This window comes from Photobacterium lipolyticum (assembly GCF_003026475.1).
GTDB classification, from domain to species: Bacteria; Pseudomonadota; Gammaproteobacteria; order Enterobacterales; family Vibrionaceae; genus Photobacterium; species Photobacterium lipolyticum.
The window spans coordinates 306,230-326,077 of record NZ_PYMC01000002.1; the positions used below are offsets into that span (position 1 = coordinate 306,230).

The window sequence follows — 19,848 nt, forward strand, 5'->3', positions numbered from 1 at the left end:
AATCAAGTGTTCACGTTCAGCCAGAAGAGGTGTTCAACTTCGCCGGAATACGCACAAGCATACCTAGATGCTCCCAATAATAGGTTTCACCTTGATATTGAATGGTAAAGTCTGGCAAGTATTGACTATCGTCTTTGCCCTTTAATGGTTTCTCATAATAAGGCTGTAAATCGTGCTTAAACAGAAGATCTGCAACAATCACTTCAGATTTACTTCTGAGCATCTCACCGATTAAAGACTTGTGCACTTTCCCTGACTCGTACCAACCAGTCACTTCAAGCAATTCATCTGGCACCACATTAAAATCAAATAACGAGCTGTTTATCACCTCTAAAGCTGACTTTTCAGGACGAGCATGATCTATCAATGAAGAAACATCACCTTCAATAAGTAAGGTACAATGGCGGTTTGCGCGTGTAATTCCCGTATATAGAAGCTCCATCAATCTTCGATTAGTTGCGGCTTTAGGTATCACAAAATAAACGTGTTTAAACTCACTGCCCTGAGATTTGTGCACAGAGATAGCATAAGCAAGTTCTAAGTTACTTTCTGGGGAATCCTTAGTGCGCCCAAAGTAATTAATGCTCAGGTCTTCTTTACCTACCAACTTTCCGCATAAATCTCTGAACGTATACTCTTTCCAGTTCAAATATCTATACTGGTTCGCCCTTGGCTGTAATGTCCCAATTTCACCGTTGAATATTTGTAAGTCAACTTGTTTACGTTGCTTAAAATCATATGCTTTAACAGGATCAGATTTAGTTCTATTTCTAACCTGAATAACCTTATCAAACACGTGAAAGCCATCAACCGTACCACGTTGAGCCCAATTACCAGACTTAAAGCTCTGACAAGCTAAGTTGATTGCCTCTGTACCAAATTCCTCACCACGTACAGGTGATAATATTTGAAAAGCGACCACGTCATCCTTTAAGACTCGTTGCCAAGTCGCTTGGCCTGCTTCACTCTCTTTACCAAAATCTTGTGAAACTAATTCAATCAATTTTTCTGATATAGGTTGGTTTTCATTCCAGTATTCAACACGTAAGTCTTTATCAATCCGACCACCATCTTGAAGTTTTATTAATAACTCATCGCGGTCTAATTTAGCTTCTTTAACATTACATGAGGAGGTGCTTTTAGTTTTAGCTGATTGATTAATAAACAGTGAAGCAACATCCAAAATGCCTGTGCCTAAATCCATCACTCGATTATTCATTTGTCGCAAGTTAACTGTTAAGTGAGCAATATTGTTAGGATAGTTTTCTGTTAAGTAACTAACAAAATCAGCATAAACCTTGCCGTAACCAATAGGTGGCAACTGAGCAGGGTCGCCTACTAATAGTATTCTTGTTACACAATGCCAATTCACAGCCCTCACAAATGATGCGAATAACATGGTATCTATCATCGAACATTCATCAATAACAATAGTGCTGTAACTTTCAATGCTTCGACCACCAGCACGCTTAGTGGTCATGTTAGGATTTAACCAATAATTAGTCGCTAAAAGAGAGTGAATTGTGCAGACATTTACACCACTGGTGATCTTTTTATCTTGAAGCTCTGTTCTTAACCTGTCTGCAGCTTTGCCTGTTGGTGCTAATACACAAATAGCAGCACCTTGACCATCAGCTTGCTTTACACCATTAATATAAGCAGTTGCAACGGTACTTTTACCAGTCCCCGCTCCCCCTGCTAGTATGGCAATCGGTTTTGTAAAAACATCAATACAAACGTCTGCTTGAGAGTTAATTGCTTGGATATAATTGTCACGAGATTGATCTTCTTTAAACAGCGCACTCGATTCATCTTTAAGCTGGTCAATCCAATTACGTTTAGTTATTGGTGTTTTCAGCTTGATTTCATTGCGTGTTAAAAGACTCGTAAAAGTGTCTCTCAGCAAGGATTCATCTTCAGCTAATAAACGATCATATAGATACCTGATCTTGCCCTCTTCACGATAGGTAATAGCCTGTTGATAAAATGTTTTATCAATGCTCAAATAGCTACTCTTAACCTCAACGCGTTTCCACTCGGGTAAATAATCTAACCTAATATTGATTTGCTCAAGCACTTGCTCCGCTTTAACAAACACATGAGGCTTACTTCTACGGATTGTTTCCAGCAATAACGCTCTCATTCTTTGTTCTGCTTGCAGATCAAAGAATGGTTTTACAGACAAATCTGGTGATGGCACCATGCCCCTATCAACTAAACTCCAGCCGATGGTGTCGCTCTCATCTATACCTTGATATTGCTCGGCTAATATATAAGGGTTAGCAGTTAACTCTGGTAATGAGGCGGTTATTCCCCACTTCTGGCGTTCCTCATTTAACACATTTGTGATCTGCTCTTTAGTGACAGCAAGTCGTGCTACAACAGTAAGTAGGAAATCTAATGACTCACCTTCTGCTGTTAACAAAGCATTTCGCCTTGATGCTCTGGCATCCAAATTATCATAAGCTTGGCCGCACAAACTATTGGTCTTTTCATTTAAGAAGTCACAAACAGATTGATAAGCCTCCTGCTCTTTATCTTGATGTACTAGATTTTTATATCGGTCAATAACATCGTGCAAACTCAAATACTCTAAAACACTTGTCATTCCAGGATAACAACCACGACTTACCCATAGTTCTGATATCAGTGTTTCTAGCCAGATGATCCTTGCTTGCCAGTTTTCACTGGTATCTTGAATTTCATCTTTTAATACGCGTAATGAATTTAAAAACTGCTCTAATAAACCAAGCGCTTCATCGTCAGAAACTAACCTTGAGCCATACTTACACACTTGCGATTGTTCAGGCACAACAACAAACTTATTCGCAGTTTCAAAATCATCTTTATAAAGGTGATAAGGCAGCCTTATGCCTTGCTCTGGATAGCAGTTTGTGACTTCTCGTTGCCACACATAACCATTGTGATATCTTTGTTTCGTTTCTTCGGAACAATTGAGATAATAACGAGGCTCTCCGATAGATTTAACTCTCGATATGCCTACTAAAACATACTGACTTTTTTCTTCCGTAGTAAATGGATTAGAATAGTTCGCATAATAAAAAACTAAACTTTTAGCACATTCAACTTTATCAAAGTGCGCTTGGGCATGTATAAAACGTTGCGTATTATCATATTTACCGTTCTTTTTAATGCCCTCTCCATTAAACATCACATCATAGGGCCATGTGCAAGCAGTAGCTTCAGGCATATCCCATTCGACAGGTTGAGAGTCATCATTAAAAAATGATGGTGGTGCAGCAGAAGCCTTTGATACATCATCTGAAAAAGCGCTGCCGCTATACATACAAGCTGGAATTCTATCTAGACTAGAAAACTTCTGCCCCGCAACATTCTTTTCCCACTCAATGTCACGCTGCTCTCGAATCATTTCACCAGGGTAAGAATGGCAGCCAACACAATGAATATTCTTTTGTGGCTCTTTACATACTCGGCCATTCCAACCATCGTCATGCCAAGCTAAACGTACTGTAATGTGAGAAGTCATTGTTGCTACCCTTAATTTATTTTCAAATAAAATACTTAAAGCTAAAAACTATCGCTATGATTTCATAGGTCACCACTATTAAGACAAAATCCTGAGTGGGGGTAATGTGATGGTTATGACGCTATTGACACGACCAAAACCTCGCATAAAATCTGACATAAAAGCCTTTATAGTCAGACAATTACATAATGATACATTAGATATATTGAGTCAAATTTGGATAGAATGAAATGTTAAGAGTGACTACTCTAAGAAGGAATGGGGCGTGCGACGTGAAGTCGTATGAAGCGCTGTTCACCGCTTAACGAGTGAACCATCTGTATCACCAGATGAACCTAGGAGCCTGAATAAAGTAGCGGCTCTGACAATGTAACGAAGATAGGCCACAGGCCAATCGGGGTCTAAATCGCGAGACGACGACCCTCCTGATAACCACAAATCGGGTGAGTGCTAGGTAGTCAGTATGATGAACATATGTGAACCTGCGTAAGGCGCGTTATCCTTGCAAACAGCGGAAGTGGTTAACACGCTGTAGCCAAAAGGCACGAGAGTTGGAAAGAGATTGCCCCATGCTCTTTCGTGATCGCTAAGCTCTCCGCTCCATAGCTGGCATCTACCCTGACATTGCGCGACATACGGAACACGGTAAGCCTGTATTACTCCCTCTGGGAAAGCCTACATAGCCGATAGTGATGCAGGTATAGGAGGTCGGAGAAAGCAAAGGTTGCATTGTAACGATGCAGATACAGACTCATGTCTGAGCACGAAAGTGCGCCCACTTCCGACTGGTTTCCCGTTGCGAGAGAATTTGAAGAACTTCATTCAAGGAGAAACGCAAATGATGATTTCAAAAGAGATTAGTGCCTCTCCTGACAGCGCTCAATGGCAGTCAATCGACTGGAAATCCGTTGAGTCGCATGTATTAAAGCTTCAGATGCGTATCGCAAAGGCAACTAGAGAAGGTAAACACGGCAAGGCGAAAGCCTTGCAATGGTTACTAACGCACTCTCGTTCAGCAAAACTTCTTGCTGTTAAACGAGTGTCGCAAAACAAAGGCAGTAAAACGCCAGGAATAGACGGTGTCATCTGGAACACAGATGCACGCCGCATGAAAGCAGTCAATCAATTGAGCAGAAAGGCATACAGAGCCAAACCGCTCAAGCGTATTTACATCCCCAAAAAGAATGGCAAGCTTCGACCGCTGGGTATCCCGTGCCTGATTGACAGGGCGCAGCAAGCGCTCCACCTTCTTGCACTAGAGCCAGTGTCAGAAACACTTGCCGACCCTAACAGCTATGGGTTTAGATCAAACCGCAGCACTGCAGACGCAGTCGATCAGTGCTTCAAATGTTTGGCTCTAAAGAAATCAGCCCAATGGGTACTCGAGGGAGATATCAAAGCCTGTTTCGACAAGATCGGTCATCAGTGGCTTCTTGATAACATCGCTGTAGACAAGCGTATGTTGGAACAATGGTTAAAGTCTGGCTTTATGGACAAAGGGCTGTTTTATCGCACCGACGAGGGTACACCACAAGGCGGGATCATATCTCCCACCTTGATGCTAATGACTCTTGCAGGTCTTGAGCAGCACATAAAGTCCACTGCGTTCAAACTGGGTGCTAGAGCCAACTTTATTGGGTACGCTGACGATTTCGTCGTCACTTGCGCTTCAAAGGAAGTGCTGGAGAACGATATCAAACCGTTGATTGCTGACTTCTTAGCGGAACGAGGCTTAACACTATCCGAAGAGAAAACGCACATCACTCACATCAACGATGGCTTTGACTTCTTGGGTTTTAACCATAGGAAGTACAAAGGAAAATTACTCATTAAGCCGAGCAAATCCAATACGTTGATGTTCTTAAGTAATCTGCGTGAACTCATCAAAAAGCACGTAACTCTTCCTGTAAATGATCTTATCAAACTGATAAATCCAAAACTCAGGGGATGGTCGAATTACTATCGACACTGCGTCGCGAAACAGGTATTCGGATATGTAGGCCACAAACTATTTCATGCGTTATGGCACTGGGCTAAAAGGTGTCATCCAACAAAATCTAAAACTTGGATCGCCCTTAAATACTTCATCAATCGAAAAGGCCAATGGCAATTTCACGGTTGGCAGAAGATCATGGATATGGATTGCCAGTTCAATCTCTTCCAAATCGCCAAAGTACCAATAGAAAGGCATGTGAAAATCCGAAGTGTGGCAACACCATTCGACCCTCAATACCAAGAATACTTGGCGAAGAGAAAGTCCAAAAGGTTAGCTCGCAACTCTTGGAACGATCCTGCTCTGACTGCTTTATAAGTTGCTGGGTATCAAACGATGCCTTAGTGGAGGCTTGAGCCTAGTGCAGTGAAAGTTGCACGCTGGGTTCTTAGGGAGACGGCACTTGGTAACAAGTGTCGTCCACCCGACATAATGGTGCCAGATAAAGAGGCTGGCACGAAGTGGGACAGAAACGCGTTAGAGCTAAAACTCAGCTCTATATGTAAGTATCAAATCAACTAGACCAATTCACGCTTTAAGTGAGCAAAGTTTTAAGATTGATTTTAAGTTGATATTGAACAGCATCTGCTGATGTGTTCCACTGCATAGAGAGGTAATTTACAACTTCAATAACATCAGAAGGAAACAAGATTTTTCCTTTAACCTTGGCAAATGGGCCATCTGTCTCCAATAAAACTCTATCTTTTGGTAGCCATGAAATTATTTTCTTAGCTCTTGCAGAATGGAGCATCGCTGGCCCGATTGAGAAGTAGCATCTCAGCTCAACGGCCCTATCAACTTGTTTTTTTGTTGCTAAGAACCAATGAAGAATTGGTCTTCCTGCTTTTGGGTAGACACTTAATAGCTCTAACACTTTATCAACAGCGTTGAGGCTGTGAACTGTTAGGATCTTATCGTTAAACTCACAGCACTTATTTAGAATGTGCTCAAACACTACTTGTTGAACTTCCATATGTTCAGCATAGCCTTTTGAACCATCCAATCCAATTTCGCCGATATACCTTGTTCCATCACATAATGAGTCAAATAAAGACAGCTCATTATATCTTTGATGAGCCAACTGAGGGTGTAACCCTAAAGCTGTTCTGCAATTATTTAACTTGTTAGTAAGAGCAACAGTACCTCTGAAAGCAGAAGGCACTGTTGTTACAGATAACACATAAATGCCGGAGCTATCTATGTCTTTTAGGACTTTGTCATGATCGGGATAGAGATCCACATGACAGTGTAAATCCATCATTATACATTTTCCGCTTTAAGGAAGGCTTCAACCTCTTTTAAACCACGTCGAATTGTCGACTCTAGTTTTCTCCTAATATCAATATCAGAAGGTAATGACCCGCTTTGTCGAAGCCATGAACGATAATCGCCAGTTTTCTTGAGTCTAATTATAGCTGTTTGCACTGCTTGAAGGTCATCTCGCTTTTCTCTTTCCTTATGAACAACCTTTAAGTTTCTGCTTTCGTAATCTGCATCTTCAGTTAGCTTTGCATGATGAACAGAAGAACGCCTGATTAGACAAGGAACACAGCGACCACATTGGATATGCTCTCTGTGCCAGTGACTGCAAGACACACTCAATGGAACAGCTTTAGCTATAGCTACTTGGTCTTTACACTCGGCAAGCATTTCACCTTTAGTTTTGAATTGATAGGGGTTCATGAACTTCACATGAAATCCAGCATCATTCAAGAAAGATTCAAGCCTATTCAAAAAGAATGGATGTGTTGTTCGGGTGCTATGGCTGCCTATCCTACGTCTTGTCAATGGAGGGTTAATTGAAATATATCCATTTTCAGGCACTATTATTGTTGATATTTTAGAATCATCATTGGCATTCCTTAATGCAGCAATCCCCAGTACGGCCATAGCTAAGAAGTTAAAGCTCCTTCCTCTCATGGATGTGTCTGTTTTCCCTTTTAAATCTTCCTTTAAGCCAGGAGAAATACTGTAAGAAAGCTCTCCGAATCGCGACTTTAAAAGAGATTTGATATTTTCTTGCTTAACTCCATCTCCTCTATAGGCGTGGCTCACAAGAAGAGGTTTGTAATCAGAATGTCCATTCAAAATGTCGATAGCACCTACAGCACTATCCAATCCTCCTGAGAATAAACAAACAGAGTTTAGTTCTTTAAGAGTGTCACGTTTTGCTTCAGCTTTTGAACTCGACTTTGGTTTTGGAATTGCCATTGATGTTTCAAAAAAAGTAAACTGCCATTGGTCTCCTGTAAGGAAGTTCAAAATATATCTAAGTCGATCTGCTAAGAGACTCCATTTATGCTTGTCTTTGACAGGGATATACAGGTGCATTTCCCTTGACCAAGCATCTGCCGCGGTTTCTCTTTGCTCGAAAGTATCAGCAGCAGTAACAGCAGTAGCAATAGTAATAAGATCTATCGCATCAGCATCAATGTGAACGCCTAAATCCCTTACCGTGTCTAGCAAAGCGCGAGATGCTATGCTGTACTTTGTTTTATCATACTGATGAGTATTATAGATCTGCACTGGATGGCAATTTTCTGAATATGCAGGAAGTTCAGACGGATCATTATGAAAGTAAAAATTAGTCATTGTAACTCTCCCAAACTTCAACTGTTTGCGTAATAGTGGCAATCTGCAACTGAGTAATGTTGTCTTTTGTTATATTCCCCGCATTGCCATGAGTCACTTTTTCTACTTGTTCTTGGGTAACCACCTTCACTAACTCCCTTAGTTCTTCTTCCATGCGATGATGTTTGCTTGCATGCTCAGTATGAAACCATGCTCTTCCCATTCCAGTTACAATATCTTGGAAAATTAGATCGGTTAAATAGCAGGAGAGTGCTTCATGCATTACATCTTCAGTAATTACATCTACATTAAAATCATCCTCATCTGGTAATGCTTCAGCAAGTGCATAATCCAACGCTATCCTAACAGCATCTGCATCACCATTTTCTGGTGTTAAATGCTCTGTGATCCTGTCAATAGCCTGATCTGTTGTTAAGCCATTTAATTCAGATAATGACAGCGTGTTGTTATTTACCGTTACGCTGTCGCCGCTCATCATTCTTAAGAGGCCAGTACCAGCGCTGATACCACTCGCTAATCGCCTACTTGTACCTGAGCCACCACCTGAACCCTTGGCATATTTCCTAAGTGAGCTTCTTAAGTTAGACGAGCCGCCTCCACCGTTGGCGTATTCACCAAACGATCTTCTTGCGCTTGCTAAACGATTTGGTGGTGCTGGAATCGATGCTGGCCCCGGTATTTGCTCTTGAACCTTTCCGTTATCTATTTCTTGATTGGGATCGTTACTTGAATCCTGCCCATCACCATCTGCGGAATCTTGACCATCGTCTGCTCCTTCATTTGTACCGAATTGAACTGGATCACTCTGTTCTGCCCACGGCGGTACTAATGGGCTTTGATTATTTGGCCCAGTTGAAGATGCTGACGTTCCCACTACTTAACTCCCTCTAATTCTTTAACAATTGGTTTTTTCCAAGCTTTATTTGGCACTGTATTTACATACGCCAAAAAGACTGACTTACATTTACCATCTTTAAGAGCAAGTAATCTTGCGCCATAGAAACCTAGTGGCATTTTGTTCCAATCTTCCACTAACTTAAATTTCTCGATCAAAGCATCCATCACCGATAAATACTCCTCTTGCGAGGTCAATTCTATAAGCTTGGAATTTGTTTGACTTAGTCTATTTTTTTGTTTCGATAGGCCATCTAAGAGCTTTTGAGCTGCTCCTGACATGACTGAATTAATCACCCCCATTGGGATGCTTTGTCTACTTAGATAAGCTGCCGCTGTAAGATTTTGCCCAGCAAAGGATGGTTGAAGTTTTGACCATTTATCTAGGAACTCTAAATCATGTTTCCATTCATCAGGGAGCTTTGTAAGATCAAATTCTACATCAATGTTTTCCATGTCAGCGATAACAGCAGGTAAGCCCTTTTCTTTATCGATAAACTCATACAGCTTATTCGTTGCTTGAGTACCCATACATCGTTCAAAAATAACCAGCTTAGTTATCGTTTTTTCATCTAATTGCATTCCTCTTCGTTTAGCTGTTTTCAACCTCATTCGAACTTGGTTAAGCAAGCGTTTTACAATCCTTGGATTACCATTGATGTTTGATGATTCAGCTAAAATAGGAGCCAGCTGTTCGGCAACTTTAAACTCACCTCTTAATTCATCTTTATTATCTATATCGCAATCCGCCAACAGGTCATCTACCGCTATTCGATCCTGTTGCCAAGAAAGCCTTAGCGACTCCTCAAGTTTTGACCTGATCTTCTCAAATTCCGGTTTTTCAACTTTTTTATCTGAAGCGATCAACATCATCAGATAGGCTCTAACCTCAGCAACACCAGGCTTTGGTACATGAACAGGAATTTGAATCAATTTATCTAAATAGTCAGTCTGATGTCGTTGAGAAGCACCTTTATGGAAGTGTGGTACAGCTAAGCGGATCATGTCTTCATCTGCTGCGATAACAAAAGCTGTATTTGGCAGGAATAAAAACAGTCGAATCGCTTCTAGTGTAGAAATAGCATTGATTGGAGAGCATCGATCTAAGTTATCAACATAAACGATAAGTGGCCTATTGAAGCTTTCCAATAGTGAAGAGTACGCACTTCTAAACTTTCTTATTTCTGTAGGTGGTGACAATTTTTTCTTAGGTTTTAGAACTCCTTTTCCACTTTTGGCGACCTTGCTTACTCTACCAGCAGCAGCTTTAACATCACCGATGTCAAATTCATCTTCTTCTATTTGAGTTTCAGGCTCTTCATCATCCTCGCCAAACCAACTTATTAGTTTTTGACTAAGCCCAAATGTTGGAAATCCAGATAATGCCGCACCTCCTTCTGCCAACATTCCAAGTAACCTGATTTTATCGACCCGTTTTGAAAACTCTTCTGCTTTTTCAAGTAGCCCTTTATCTCCTTCAGCTTCTTTAATAAGCTCAGAGGCTATCGTCTCTAACAACGCTGCCTTAGCATCATCAAACCCTTCAAACATCCATGCATCGAAGTGTATTTGAATGTACTCTTTTCCTTCTTTACTATCGTTTTCAAGGGAGGTTTTAGTTAGTTCTAGTATTGTTGATTTACCTGCCCCCCAATTACCAAAAATCCCAACGCTAATGGGCATTAGTTCCCTTTCAGTAATTAGATCTTTGATAGATTCAGCCGTTTCATTGAAATTTAGAAAATCGATTGAAGATTCTTTGTCTGACCACATCGGCTGTTCCTGCCTTATAAAATTATATTCTGCTCATTTAAGTAGGTAGTTGGATGATATAAGGACAGCGATGCATATATCAAACAAGAAAGAGTAGAACAGTTACCACCGACAATTCTAAACAGGTATCCGGTGGGTAATTGTTCCATATACGTTTTGGGGCAGAGTCGCCTTAGATCAATCTGTCAGAACGATTCACATCAGGGCGTAAGGGGCTGACAGCTGACATCCACCCAATCCAAAAAGTTCTCTGCACTACTCAACCCAAACCCAGCGTCTCGAGCGCCCGATCCGATTTAGTGTTCCAGATCGGATATTTGGTGGGATTGAGCCAACCATTGAACTCCTTGATGGCCGACTCTCCCAGACTATGAAGCTTCAATGGTTTCTTTTGCAGATCACTGACCCGAACAGTGATATCAATGCTCTCGTCCGCCAAATGATTTAAGGAGGTAAGCACCTGTCGAAACGAATTTTTCTCAACAAAAGCTTTCGCTTTATTGGTATAGCGATGCTCAACATAGCGCGAGGCATGAAACGTCAGGAACACAGCTCCCATCTCATCCTTGCTGAGTGTTTTTTGCTTAAGATACTGCGCCAGCTGCTTTGATCTGGCATACATCTCGTCGGGATAACGGCGTTCCTCTTGACTTTCCTCCCTGATGTAGTCGTAAAACAGCTCCCTGATCAGAACATCACTATTATTACCTGCTTTGGCTCGCTCTTTGATTTCATCTCTATCACCTCGACGGCTAACCACCAAATAATCCCAGAAATGATCGACAACCAAAAACTCTGGAGTATCCGGAAAATGGAAGGCAATCAAATCACGGCACAGACTAGCAACATGCTTTACAGCATTAGCGATACGCTCGTAGTCTGCGCTAAGCTGTATCGGCGAAACATGGATTTCAGGGAAGAACCCTTCATCATACTGGCTGTACTCTTCGATATAGCGATCCAGTACATCTGAAGTCAGCTCATGAGCCACTTCGAAAATCTGCCGCGCTTGCTCTAGCGCGTCTTTAGCTGGATTACCCTCCAACAGCACATTCGTCTCAATATTCTTGTCAAAGCCGCCCTGCGTCATATTTGATGAGCCAATCGCTGTCCTGCACTGAAAGTCATCCTCATGCCATGAGTATTCATCTCCTCGAGCAAAGGCATAGATTTTGGAGTGCAACTCTTTGCCCAGAAATCGGACTTGCGTGTTTCTTAAGGACAACACCCGTCGCAAAGCTTCAGGGCGTGTTGGCGGCCTGAGGGAGACAACCAGCTTTACCGATTTGCCTTCCTGCACCAGTCGGCCTATCCATTCATCATCCGTGAAAAATGCCGTGACAATGCAGGCTTCATCGCACCAACTGACCAGCGGGGAGAGCTCTCTTGCAAACGTTTCCTCTCCGCTTACATTGGTAATGACTTTCATTTTAATCCTTATAAATTGGTAGGTTATTTATTATAAATCTTATATTGATGGCACGGCTAACGCTGAAGGTTCACTGCTTTTGTAAGTCTTTGAGTTCATTTCTTCGAATGTAGCTACCTAAGGAACTTGGCGATATTACCTTTGGGCCAATCTAGGTCTGTTGGCAACTTTTTTCTGCCAGTCCCGAGCCATTGAGCGCTTGCACTGCCCCGACAAACAACGGGTTAGCTAGGTGTACTCATCGATGCCGCGCTTCTAGTTGGCTATATGGCTCATTAAAGACCGGTTGATGAAAGTAGATAAATTCATCACTGAGCACGAATTAAAGTGTATTAATGCAGTTGAGATGAACAAAATAATCTACATGGGGTTTTGATTAATAGCGTCAAAATTTACGTAATAAATAGACAGAAAGGCGAGAGGCTTGAAATCTTACTAGATGTTCTTCCAACTAATGAACTGAGAGTCTCCTTAACTTGAATTAGATGTCGACCTACTCCTTTCTGTTGACTGTTGATTGCTTTTTCTAGCTGAATTGATATACCTAAAAAATGCCCCAATTCCAGACACTCTGCAAGAAATCCATTTTCGCCCAGAAGGAGAGGTGCCTACATTAATTAGGCCAAACCCAAAAGAATAACCAATATCGTTTTGGGATACGTTCGCTTTCATTTCTCCGGGTAATTTAAATGATTTAAACCAACGCTAACCCACTGGCAGCCCCAAAATGTAGATTTCTGGGATCGGTTTTGAATCTTTTCCTAAGAACCAACACTCTTCATTCCGAATTGGATCAATTACAAGACCAACGTGGTATTCTTGATTAAAGAACTCAGCCTGAGTTTTCCGGTCAGTCCCACTGAAAAAAGCACCAAGATTAGGGTGGCTATGATACCACCCTATAACAAAGTTACTTTCACTCGAGTGAAGGCGTGCACTACTCCAAACCTCGGGCCCCATTGATAGTGAAACACTTGTAGCATCAAAATCATTACTGGGAATCGCTTCCGTAACCTTTATGCCAACAATACCGTTTTTCAGGCTATCTGTACTTATTACTTCTCCAAGCAACAAGCCACCCGATTCAGTGTTATTCTTCAAGATATGACTCATCACCGATTGCTTAACTTTATCCGGCATGAAGACGTAAGGACGGTGGATACTGCTACATAAAACTTCAATAGCAGCTAACGCTGACACTCCATCTAAACCGCGAGATAAAGGAGTAGCTTTGATGTCAGGCTCTTTATCTACCCATTTCATGTTTCTACATAAAATCCTTTCTTGCAACTTGGACAGGTCACATTGCCTTTTTTACCACTTAGAAGCCTCAATGAGATCTGGCAATTTGGGCACTTAACTACTGCTTTAGAGTCAACATTACTCCAAGACATCGTTTTTTTCGCTGCTTGGCTTTGTTCAACCTTGAGGGTTGGGAAGCTTCCCGGATATTGAGCAACAGCTTGACGATACCACCTTAGGGCATTTGAATTAGCAGGAGAACCTTCATTCAAAATACTCTCATCAAACGTTATGATTTTGATAATTCGTCTTACCAATAGGTCAAGGCCTTGAGAAGGTAACCACTTAGTTCCAAAACATATTTGACCTGATGAATAGACGTTTGGATGGAAGATTGGCGTTGTTATCTTAGCTCCAGGTTCCTGAAACGGATATCGACTCAACAGCTCTATTTTTACAGTGGTGTTTTGTTGCACAATATTTGGATAATTATCTGAACCGGCTGTTGGATATGCAAGTTCAATTACTATTTCTCGAACTGGATTACCAACTTTAGAGATGATATTTACTCGCCCTCCAGTTTCTCGATTCAGCAACTCAATCTTTCGAAGGTCTTCTTGTACTCGGGTTGTATATGCACTCATGTCGACTTACCCAGCAACTAAAACAGGTTGAACTTCTAAAATGTCACCATCTTTTATTTCTGCGCTACTCAGCGTAGATGTAGGGGCTAATGTTTTCCCACTGTTAGTACTGACCAAACTATAGTCAGTGTCTACAGGAAGTGACCAATTATCAACAGAAGCCTGAATAACGTCTGCACCTGTGTTAGAGGAGTCTAATACTACTTCAGCTTTTCGAGTCTGATCGGCTGTGCGAATGATTACTTTAATTTCGGACATTATTAATTCCTCAATTCGATTACTATAGTTTCCCCATTAAGCTGTAGTTGAATATACTTTCCGGGAAATGGTTTATTTAAATTATTTTCTCTCAACTCTCTAAGCGTAAAACAGTCTTTTATATCAATTGAAACTGATTCCGTGGCACAATCAGAGCACCACATTAGGCTAGAGTCTGAATCGGAGGCTCGAGTGAATTTAACAGATTCATCTTCTTTTCCACACTGTGAACATGTAGCAGACATTATGATAGGATCGCTGCTTGTTATTAAAGCATCAAAGCTAAACTCAACATCATCATGAAGTGATATTAAATTTCGCTCACATGAGATTATCTGTGGTTGCTTTTGTACTTCAGAGCAACATGGGCATTGGTCGCTCGTAGTTAAACTAGTGATTGATGATTGACCGGTTAGGGAATTGACCAAAATTCGAGATGCATGATCTCCGAAGTCCCCTTTAATAAAACTCATCGCACTAGAAGCTGCAAAACTTCCAGTAATACTCGACGTTAGTATCGTTGTTGGTATTTTCTTTTCTTGAAAAGCTACTTTCTTTAACCAACCGCAGGAATATCTTTCTTGAACTTTTTCATAAACTGTAAGAGGTAAAGAACATTCATAGCATGCTTGATCATTCAATTGGCCAAAAGGATACACTTCAATCTGGCAATACTTGCTATCTATGCCAGTATTTATAAGGGGAATACCGGCCAATAAGCATAGCTTGTTTAACTTGATTCTTGCCTCAAAGTTATCAACACAGCATATTACGCACTTATATTGCTCTAGTGCGTTGAATTCTAACAGCTCCCAGATATCTCCGTGCATAGCATTTACTATAATGTTGGGTTCGAGCTCTAGAAGTCGTTTTTTTGCAACTTCAACCTTGTTAAGACCAACATCTTGCTCTCTGAAAAGTACACTTTTCGTCAAATTGTGAAGTTCAATCGTATCAAAGTCATACAGATCAATATAGCCAACTCCCAAAAGGGCTAAATTTTTCGCGACTTCATTTCCAACAGCACCGCACCCGACAACAGCAATCTTTGCTCGATGAACAGCATCTTGCGGGAACCAATCAATTAATGCGTGTCTTTGATACCTATCAGTATTAATTTCCATGAAGCTCTTTTATCCTTTGTATCGCATTATTTAATAGCTTGACCACTTCAGAGCTATACTGAGACATGAACCCATCAGTCCTATCTGGGTGATACAGTCGTACTTTTGTTTTATAAGCCTTCTTGGCCTCGCTCAAAGTAGCATCAGGCTTTATACCTAACCTCTGATGAGGGCTCTGAGATCTGAGCTCTTCAATCTTACTTGTATAACCTTTATCTGCGTCTATCTCTGTCCACTTCATTATCGAGCACTCAATATCATAGATTTTTCAGACACTATAATTTCGTATCCAAATCTAGGATGTTTAACTACTAACCCCCTAACTCGAACAGTTTTACCACTCAAGCTACTTATGTAAGGCTTACCACCAACTTTACGAACAGCATCGCGGAAAAAAACCAATTTAAACCCTTTCGTCCACGATTTATTCTCGAACATGACCGCAAAGTCATTGCCTCGTCGACTCTCTTTAACTTCCACTACTCTCGCTTCAAAAGTTACGACTGAGCCTATATGACTCATATAGTTATTCAGGGTGATAACATCCGGAGTATAGTCTCGACCTGCATTTTTACCTTTGCTATTACTAACAGCTCGAATTTGAGTCGATTGACATGCAACACATCGCCCTGAGTTAGCTTCTCGGAGAACCGTAATACTTTCAGAGTGATAGAATACTTTACAATTTTGACATTGATGTAGACCGAAACTTTCGTTTAAAGGAGCCCCTGTAAACGCGTCATGTAGTCCTGATAAATCAAGGGGGCCTACACTGTTACTAGAACTGCCACTAGCACTTGTTTGCGCTGTACTAAAACCACTAGAGCTATCAGTAAACTTTATCGTCGTTCTATTAGCAGACGTGGAATTTCGTGTAGTCGGTCGGTATGCATGAGGATTTGTCCGAGGCTTTTTTGAGGGAGCTGGATTTGAATAAGACCCACTTTGTGTTCCAGTACTATTGCGTGTGTTTGTACGGTTCCCCCCCCTATTTGACGAAGATGAGTCTTTATCTCCGAAAAAAGTAGAAATAAACCAACACACTCCGATAAAAATCAACAGTTCCAAACCAACACTCACTTTTCAAAATAATTACTAAATGCAACGTCCTGAAAACAGCACAACTATCTTACAAAATTTAACCGTGTGAATTATGCCAAAGTCAGCTTTCTAGCAAGATCCAACTGGTCTACACAGACAAGTATCATCATATATTTCAAACGCTTATATATACAACAAACTCGTTTGGCACCTAGTAAAATGCGCTAACGCAAAATCATGAACACCAAATTGGTCATGTGTGAATACGTTTGCCACGTACTATTTTCACTTCTCCCATAAATACCAATGACAATCATTTACACAATCTATGTAAACCGTAAGTACACGATATTCGCCCAATGGTCGTATATCACTAAGAAGTCACCAGAAAACAAAGCAAGTTCAGCAATGTGGAGAGCATAAGTACGCTACCGCCCTCGGGTACGTCCCCGCATTCGCACTGACAAAATGAATACAGCATAATACCAACTGATTTGATATGTAATTTGACGAATATCCAACTTTTTATACATACCTGACTTTATTTTCAGTCTAGATGTGCTATGCGTTTAATTTTTGAACACTCTGTCGACGAAAGTGTTAACGACATTAAACTCTATGAGATATGAGATAGAAGGCAGGAAGGAAAGTTAGGCCTTTTGTTTTGTTTCTTTACAGCTTCTAAATACACTATGTTGTAGTGAGCAATTGCGACAACCCCTATATAAAACTGACAATTCATTAGGCCGACCGCAATCAACGAGCGTTGAGAAACTCATCTATATAGGCGTCCAATTCCAGAGTCTCACCACCTAAACTGGACAGGCTGATTTTCATCAAAATGATCACTAAATAGCAAAACTTTTAAAAACATAAGGATATGAAGAAAATCAGAATCCCAAATGAGACTGGAACTGACAGAGACTGGAACTGACACAGAAAAGACAAGTGCGAGAAACAACTGTGTAAACCACTGTATATGACTTCAGTCTTGCTTCATTCACTTATGAATAATCCAGACTTCACCGATAATTGAACAGCTTGAGAGCTTAGATGCTTTGGTTAAGAAAAATGTATGGCAGCAAACAAACGTGCAAACACTATTGCTTACTGCCAGTGAAGTTAGCTCGCTTTTTGCTTTTCTTAACACGTAAGTACCGGCAAACGAGCAAGTTTCGTCAACACTTCGTGACGACGCTGCTGTTTAATGTACTTAGTACAACCCACTAGATACAGACGATTTTTTGCTCGTGATAGTGCTACATTTTAACGTCGTGGATCCCCGTAAAATTTAGCTGAACCGGTATTTCTGACGAAACTGAAGAATACAGCATCCGTCTGACGCCCATGAAAAGCATCAACAGTGTCAATTTCTAAATTCAGACCCTGTTCGCTATGGTGCATGAGTGCTCTTCTAAGAAGTCTGCACTGCGTCCTATAAGGAGTAATAACAGCAACTGATATAGGCTCTTTACAAGTTACATTGGCGGCTAATTTCTGCAAGGCCTCATCAATAACAGCTACTTCATGAGAATTAACCAACTCTGCACCATATTCACTAGGACATTTATCCATCGCGGGCCTTTGGAATAGAGTATGCGCTAAGATTACATTAGCCAAAGGCAGCGAGCAGTATTAAGGGGGAAGCGGTGATAAAGACTAAAGCGGAGCACCGGGCGGCGTTGGTGCGGATCGAAGAACTCTGGGATACCTTGCCGGGTACCCCGGAGAGGGAGGAACTGGATGCGTTAGTTGACCTGGTTGAGGCCTATGAGGAAGAGCACTGCCCGATCGAAAACCTAGACGAAGTACAAATTCCAGACGACCTATTCCAACTTGCGCTGGAGTATTTTGGCAGTCACGAGGCAACAACGGAGTGGTTTTTTACAAAACACGTAGCGATGGGCCTGGCAACGCCAGCCTCGATATGTGTGACGCCAAAAGGGACACAGCGCGTTCAGGATGAAATTAATAAGCTTAAATCTGGCATGTGTTCCTAAGGCGTATGGCCAACTTCGTTGAATAAGGCCACCGGCCTGCATCCTAGCTTGCTCGTTTACGTTATCTAGTAACGCGGACACCTTGGGTCGCGGCACTGCCCAACAACGCAAGCACTCGGAGGGTGCGTTATTGGGTAATGCAAAAACGAAAGTTAAATGACCTCCGGTAAAGCCGGAGGCTTATTTGATTACGCCCTCAAAGGGCTCAAGGCGTTATATACCAAATTTCAGTTGATCTCGATGCTCATCTTCTTGCTCTTGATTTCTGATTTATTCAAGAACAACCTCTTCATCAAGGTCAACCGTCGAAGCAAAGTATCCCCTTATCCAAAAATGTTCACCATTGAAATTTCTCTGTCTACCTCGAAAGTTCTTAGCTATCGATATTGCGCTTTTACCCTTCAGGTAACCAACAATATTTAAAACTGAATACTTCGGTGGAACATTGATGCACATATGAACATGATCTTTCATCAAATGTCCTTCCTCAATCCTCACATCCTTTCGTTGTACTAACTCATGAAAAGTAATACCTAAGTGCTTTCTGATGGCTCCGTATATCAGCTTTTGCCTTTCCTTTGGAATAAACACCATGGAATAAACACCATTTGAATGACGGCCTTGGACAGAAATAGCTTAGAGCTTTGACTCAAAGTTGTATTCTTCAGATAAACTGAATTTAGGCTAACGTCTTTATAAGGTGTGAACGACGATATATCAGAGAGCCTGCAAACCACTTAAAATGTAAACATCGTTACCGATCCTATCTAACCCGGTGTTTTCAAGAAGATATTGCTTCTTCATCAACCCAGAATGTAATTGACCACGTTGTTCCAACGCTTTGTTGTACTGCTTCCAGTTTGTGATTTAGTTCTTCGACTTACCCATTGCTGACACCTAAATCATCTGTGATAAATGATCTGATCACTGAATAGCAAAAGAGTTCACTGATTTAATCAACAACGCCGATACAAAGCACCAAAGCCAAGCATTAAACGAAGAAATCCCTTTTTCTTCATATAAATCACTATGGTTATAGACCTATTTCAACTAAAAGAGCACAAAGTTATAACTACTGGCAATAATCAGTGCGGCAATAAAAAGTGCAAACATATTAAATATTTAAAAAGAACACACAATACAATTATATTAGTATTGATATAATTAATGCTACATAAATCATAGTCTAATTTATTATATTATTCCACAGTAACTTAATGGTTGAAGATATATACATACCACCTCTATAGTTATTAGATATATCCCGAACGCTACATGAGATTGAAAATGAAAAATGGATTTGAAATTGAAACTAAAGAAATCAGGATCAAGTTTGTTTTAACTAGTAGT

The 19,848-nt window shown here is 41.0% G+C and carries 15 protein-coding genes; 2 read left to right on the forward strand and 13 right to left on the reverse strand.

What is annotated here, in order from left to right:
- Positions 1 to 16: 16 nt before the first annotated feature.
- Positions 17 to 3,508: an AAA family ATPase gene (locus tag C9I89_RS04185; RefSeq protein WP_107282103.1), complete on the reverse strand. Its 3,492-nt coding sequence runs from the start codon at positions 3,506 to 3,508 to the stop codon at positions 17 to 19.
- An 838-nt stretch (positions 3,509 to 4,346) separates the two neighbouring features.
- On the opposite strand from C9I89_RS04185, the gene ltrA reads away from it, so the two are divergent.
- Positions 4,347 to 5,819, forward strand: a complete 1,473-nt coding sequence (gene ltrA, locus C9I89_RS04190) for a group II intron reverse transcriptase/maturase (RefSeq protein WP_107282104.1) — start codon at positions 4,347 to 4,349, stop codon at positions 5,817 to 5,819.
- 217 nt (positions 5,820 to 6,036) lie between these two features.
- Here the strand turns inward: ltrA and qatD are convergent, their stop codons facing one another.
- The 11 genes from qatD to C9I89_RS04255 form a co-directional block, all read right to left on the reverse strand.
- Entirely contained in the window at positions 6,037 to 6,762 is a 726-nt protein-coding gene (gene qatD, locus C9I89_RS04200) for a Qat anti-phage system TatD family nuclease QatD (RefSeq protein ID WP_107282105.1), read from the reverse strand.
- Positions 6,762 to 8,093, reverse strand: coding sequence for a Qat anti-phage system QueC-like protein QatC (qatC, locus tag C9I89_RS04205; RefSeq protein WP_107282106.1), 1,332 nt, complete (start codon positions 8,091 to 8,093; stop codon positions 6,762 to 6,764). The genes qatD and qatC overlap by 1 nt, the downstream gene beginning before the upstream one ends.
- Positions 8,086 to 8,967 (reverse strand): hypothetical protein, encoded by an 882-nt coding sequence (locus tag C9I89_RS04210; RefSeq protein ID WP_107282107.1) that lies wholly within the window; start codon positions 8,965 to 8,967, stop codon positions 8,086 to 8,088. Before C9I89_RS04210 ends, qatC begins: the two co-directional genes overlap by 8 nt.
- Entirely contained in the window at positions 8,967 to 10,760 is a 1,794-nt protein-coding gene (locus tag C9I89_RS04215; protein ID WP_107282108.1) for a KAP family P-loop NTPase fold protein, read from the reverse strand. Before C9I89_RS04215 ends, C9I89_RS04210 begins: the two co-directional genes overlap by 1 nt.
- A gap of 259 nt (positions 10,761 to 11,019) precedes the next feature.
- Positions 11,020 to 12,189, reverse strand: coding sequence for a phospholipase D family protein (locus C9I89_RS04220; protein ID WP_107282109.1), 1,170 nt, complete (start codon positions 12,187 to 12,189; stop codon positions 11,020 to 11,022).
- A gap of 705 nt (positions 12,190 to 12,894) precedes the next feature.
- A complete protein-coding gene (locus C9I89_RS04225; RefSeq protein ID WP_107282110.1) occupies positions 12,895 to 13,452 on the reverse strand; it encodes a Mov34/MPN/PAD-1 family protein in 558 nt (185 codons plus the stop codon).
- A complete protein-coding gene (locus C9I89_RS04230) occupies positions 13,449 to 14,075 on the reverse strand; it encodes a ubiquitin-conjugating enzyme E2 (protein WP_107282111.1) in 627 nt (208 codons plus the stop codon). Before C9I89_RS04230 ends, C9I89_RS04225 begins: the two co-directional genes overlap by 4 nt.
- A gap of 6 nt (positions 14,076 to 14,081) precedes the next feature.
- Positions 14,082 to 14,333, reverse strand: a complete 252-nt coding sequence (locus C9I89_RS04235) for a ubiquitin family protein (protein WP_107282112.1) — start codon at positions 14,331 to 14,333, stop codon at positions 14,082 to 14,084.
- Positions 14,334 to 14,335: 2 nt separating this feature from the next.
- Positions 14,336 to 15,457, reverse strand: coding sequence for a HesA/MoeB/ThiF family protein (locus tag C9I89_RS04240; RefSeq protein ID WP_107282113.1), 1,122 nt, complete (start codon positions 15,455 to 15,457; stop codon positions 14,336 to 14,338).
- Positions 15,447 to 15,698 (reverse strand): J domain-containing protein, encoded by a 252-nt coding sequence (locus C9I89_RS23025; protein ID WP_107282114.1) that lies wholly within the window; start codon positions 15,696 to 15,698, stop codon positions 15,447 to 15,449. Before C9I89_RS23025 ends, C9I89_RS04240 begins: the two co-directional genes overlap by 11 nt.
- A 2,066-nt stretch (positions 15,699 to 17,764) precedes the next feature.
- Positions 17,765 to 18,073, reverse strand: a complete 309-nt coding sequence (locus tag C9I89_RS04255; protein ID WP_211315201.1) for an AAA domain-containing protein — start codon at positions 18,071 to 18,073, stop codon at positions 17,765 to 17,767.
- 74 nt (positions 18,074 to 18,147) lie between these two features.
- Between C9I89_RS04255 and C9I89_RS22400 the strand changes: the two genes are divergently transcribed.
- Positions 18,148 to 18,498, forward strand: coding sequence for an antitoxin Xre/MbcA/ParS toxin-binding domain-containing protein (locus C9I89_RS22400; RefSeq protein WP_170107609.1), 351 nt, complete (start codon positions 18,148 to 18,150; stop codon positions 18,496 to 18,498).
- Positions 18,499 to 18,768: 270 nt separating this feature from the next.
- Here C9I89_RS22400 and tnpA read toward each other — a convergent pair whose 3' ends face one another.
- The gene (tnpA, locus tag C9I89_RS04265; RefSeq protein ID WP_342750160.1) at positions 18,769 to 19,131 is read right to left on the reverse strand and encodes an IS200/IS605 family transposase; all 363 of its coding nucleotides are present in this window, start codon (positions 19,129 to 19,131) and stop codon (positions 18,769 to 18,771) included.
- Positions 19,132 to 19,848 lie beyond the last annotated feature (717 nt).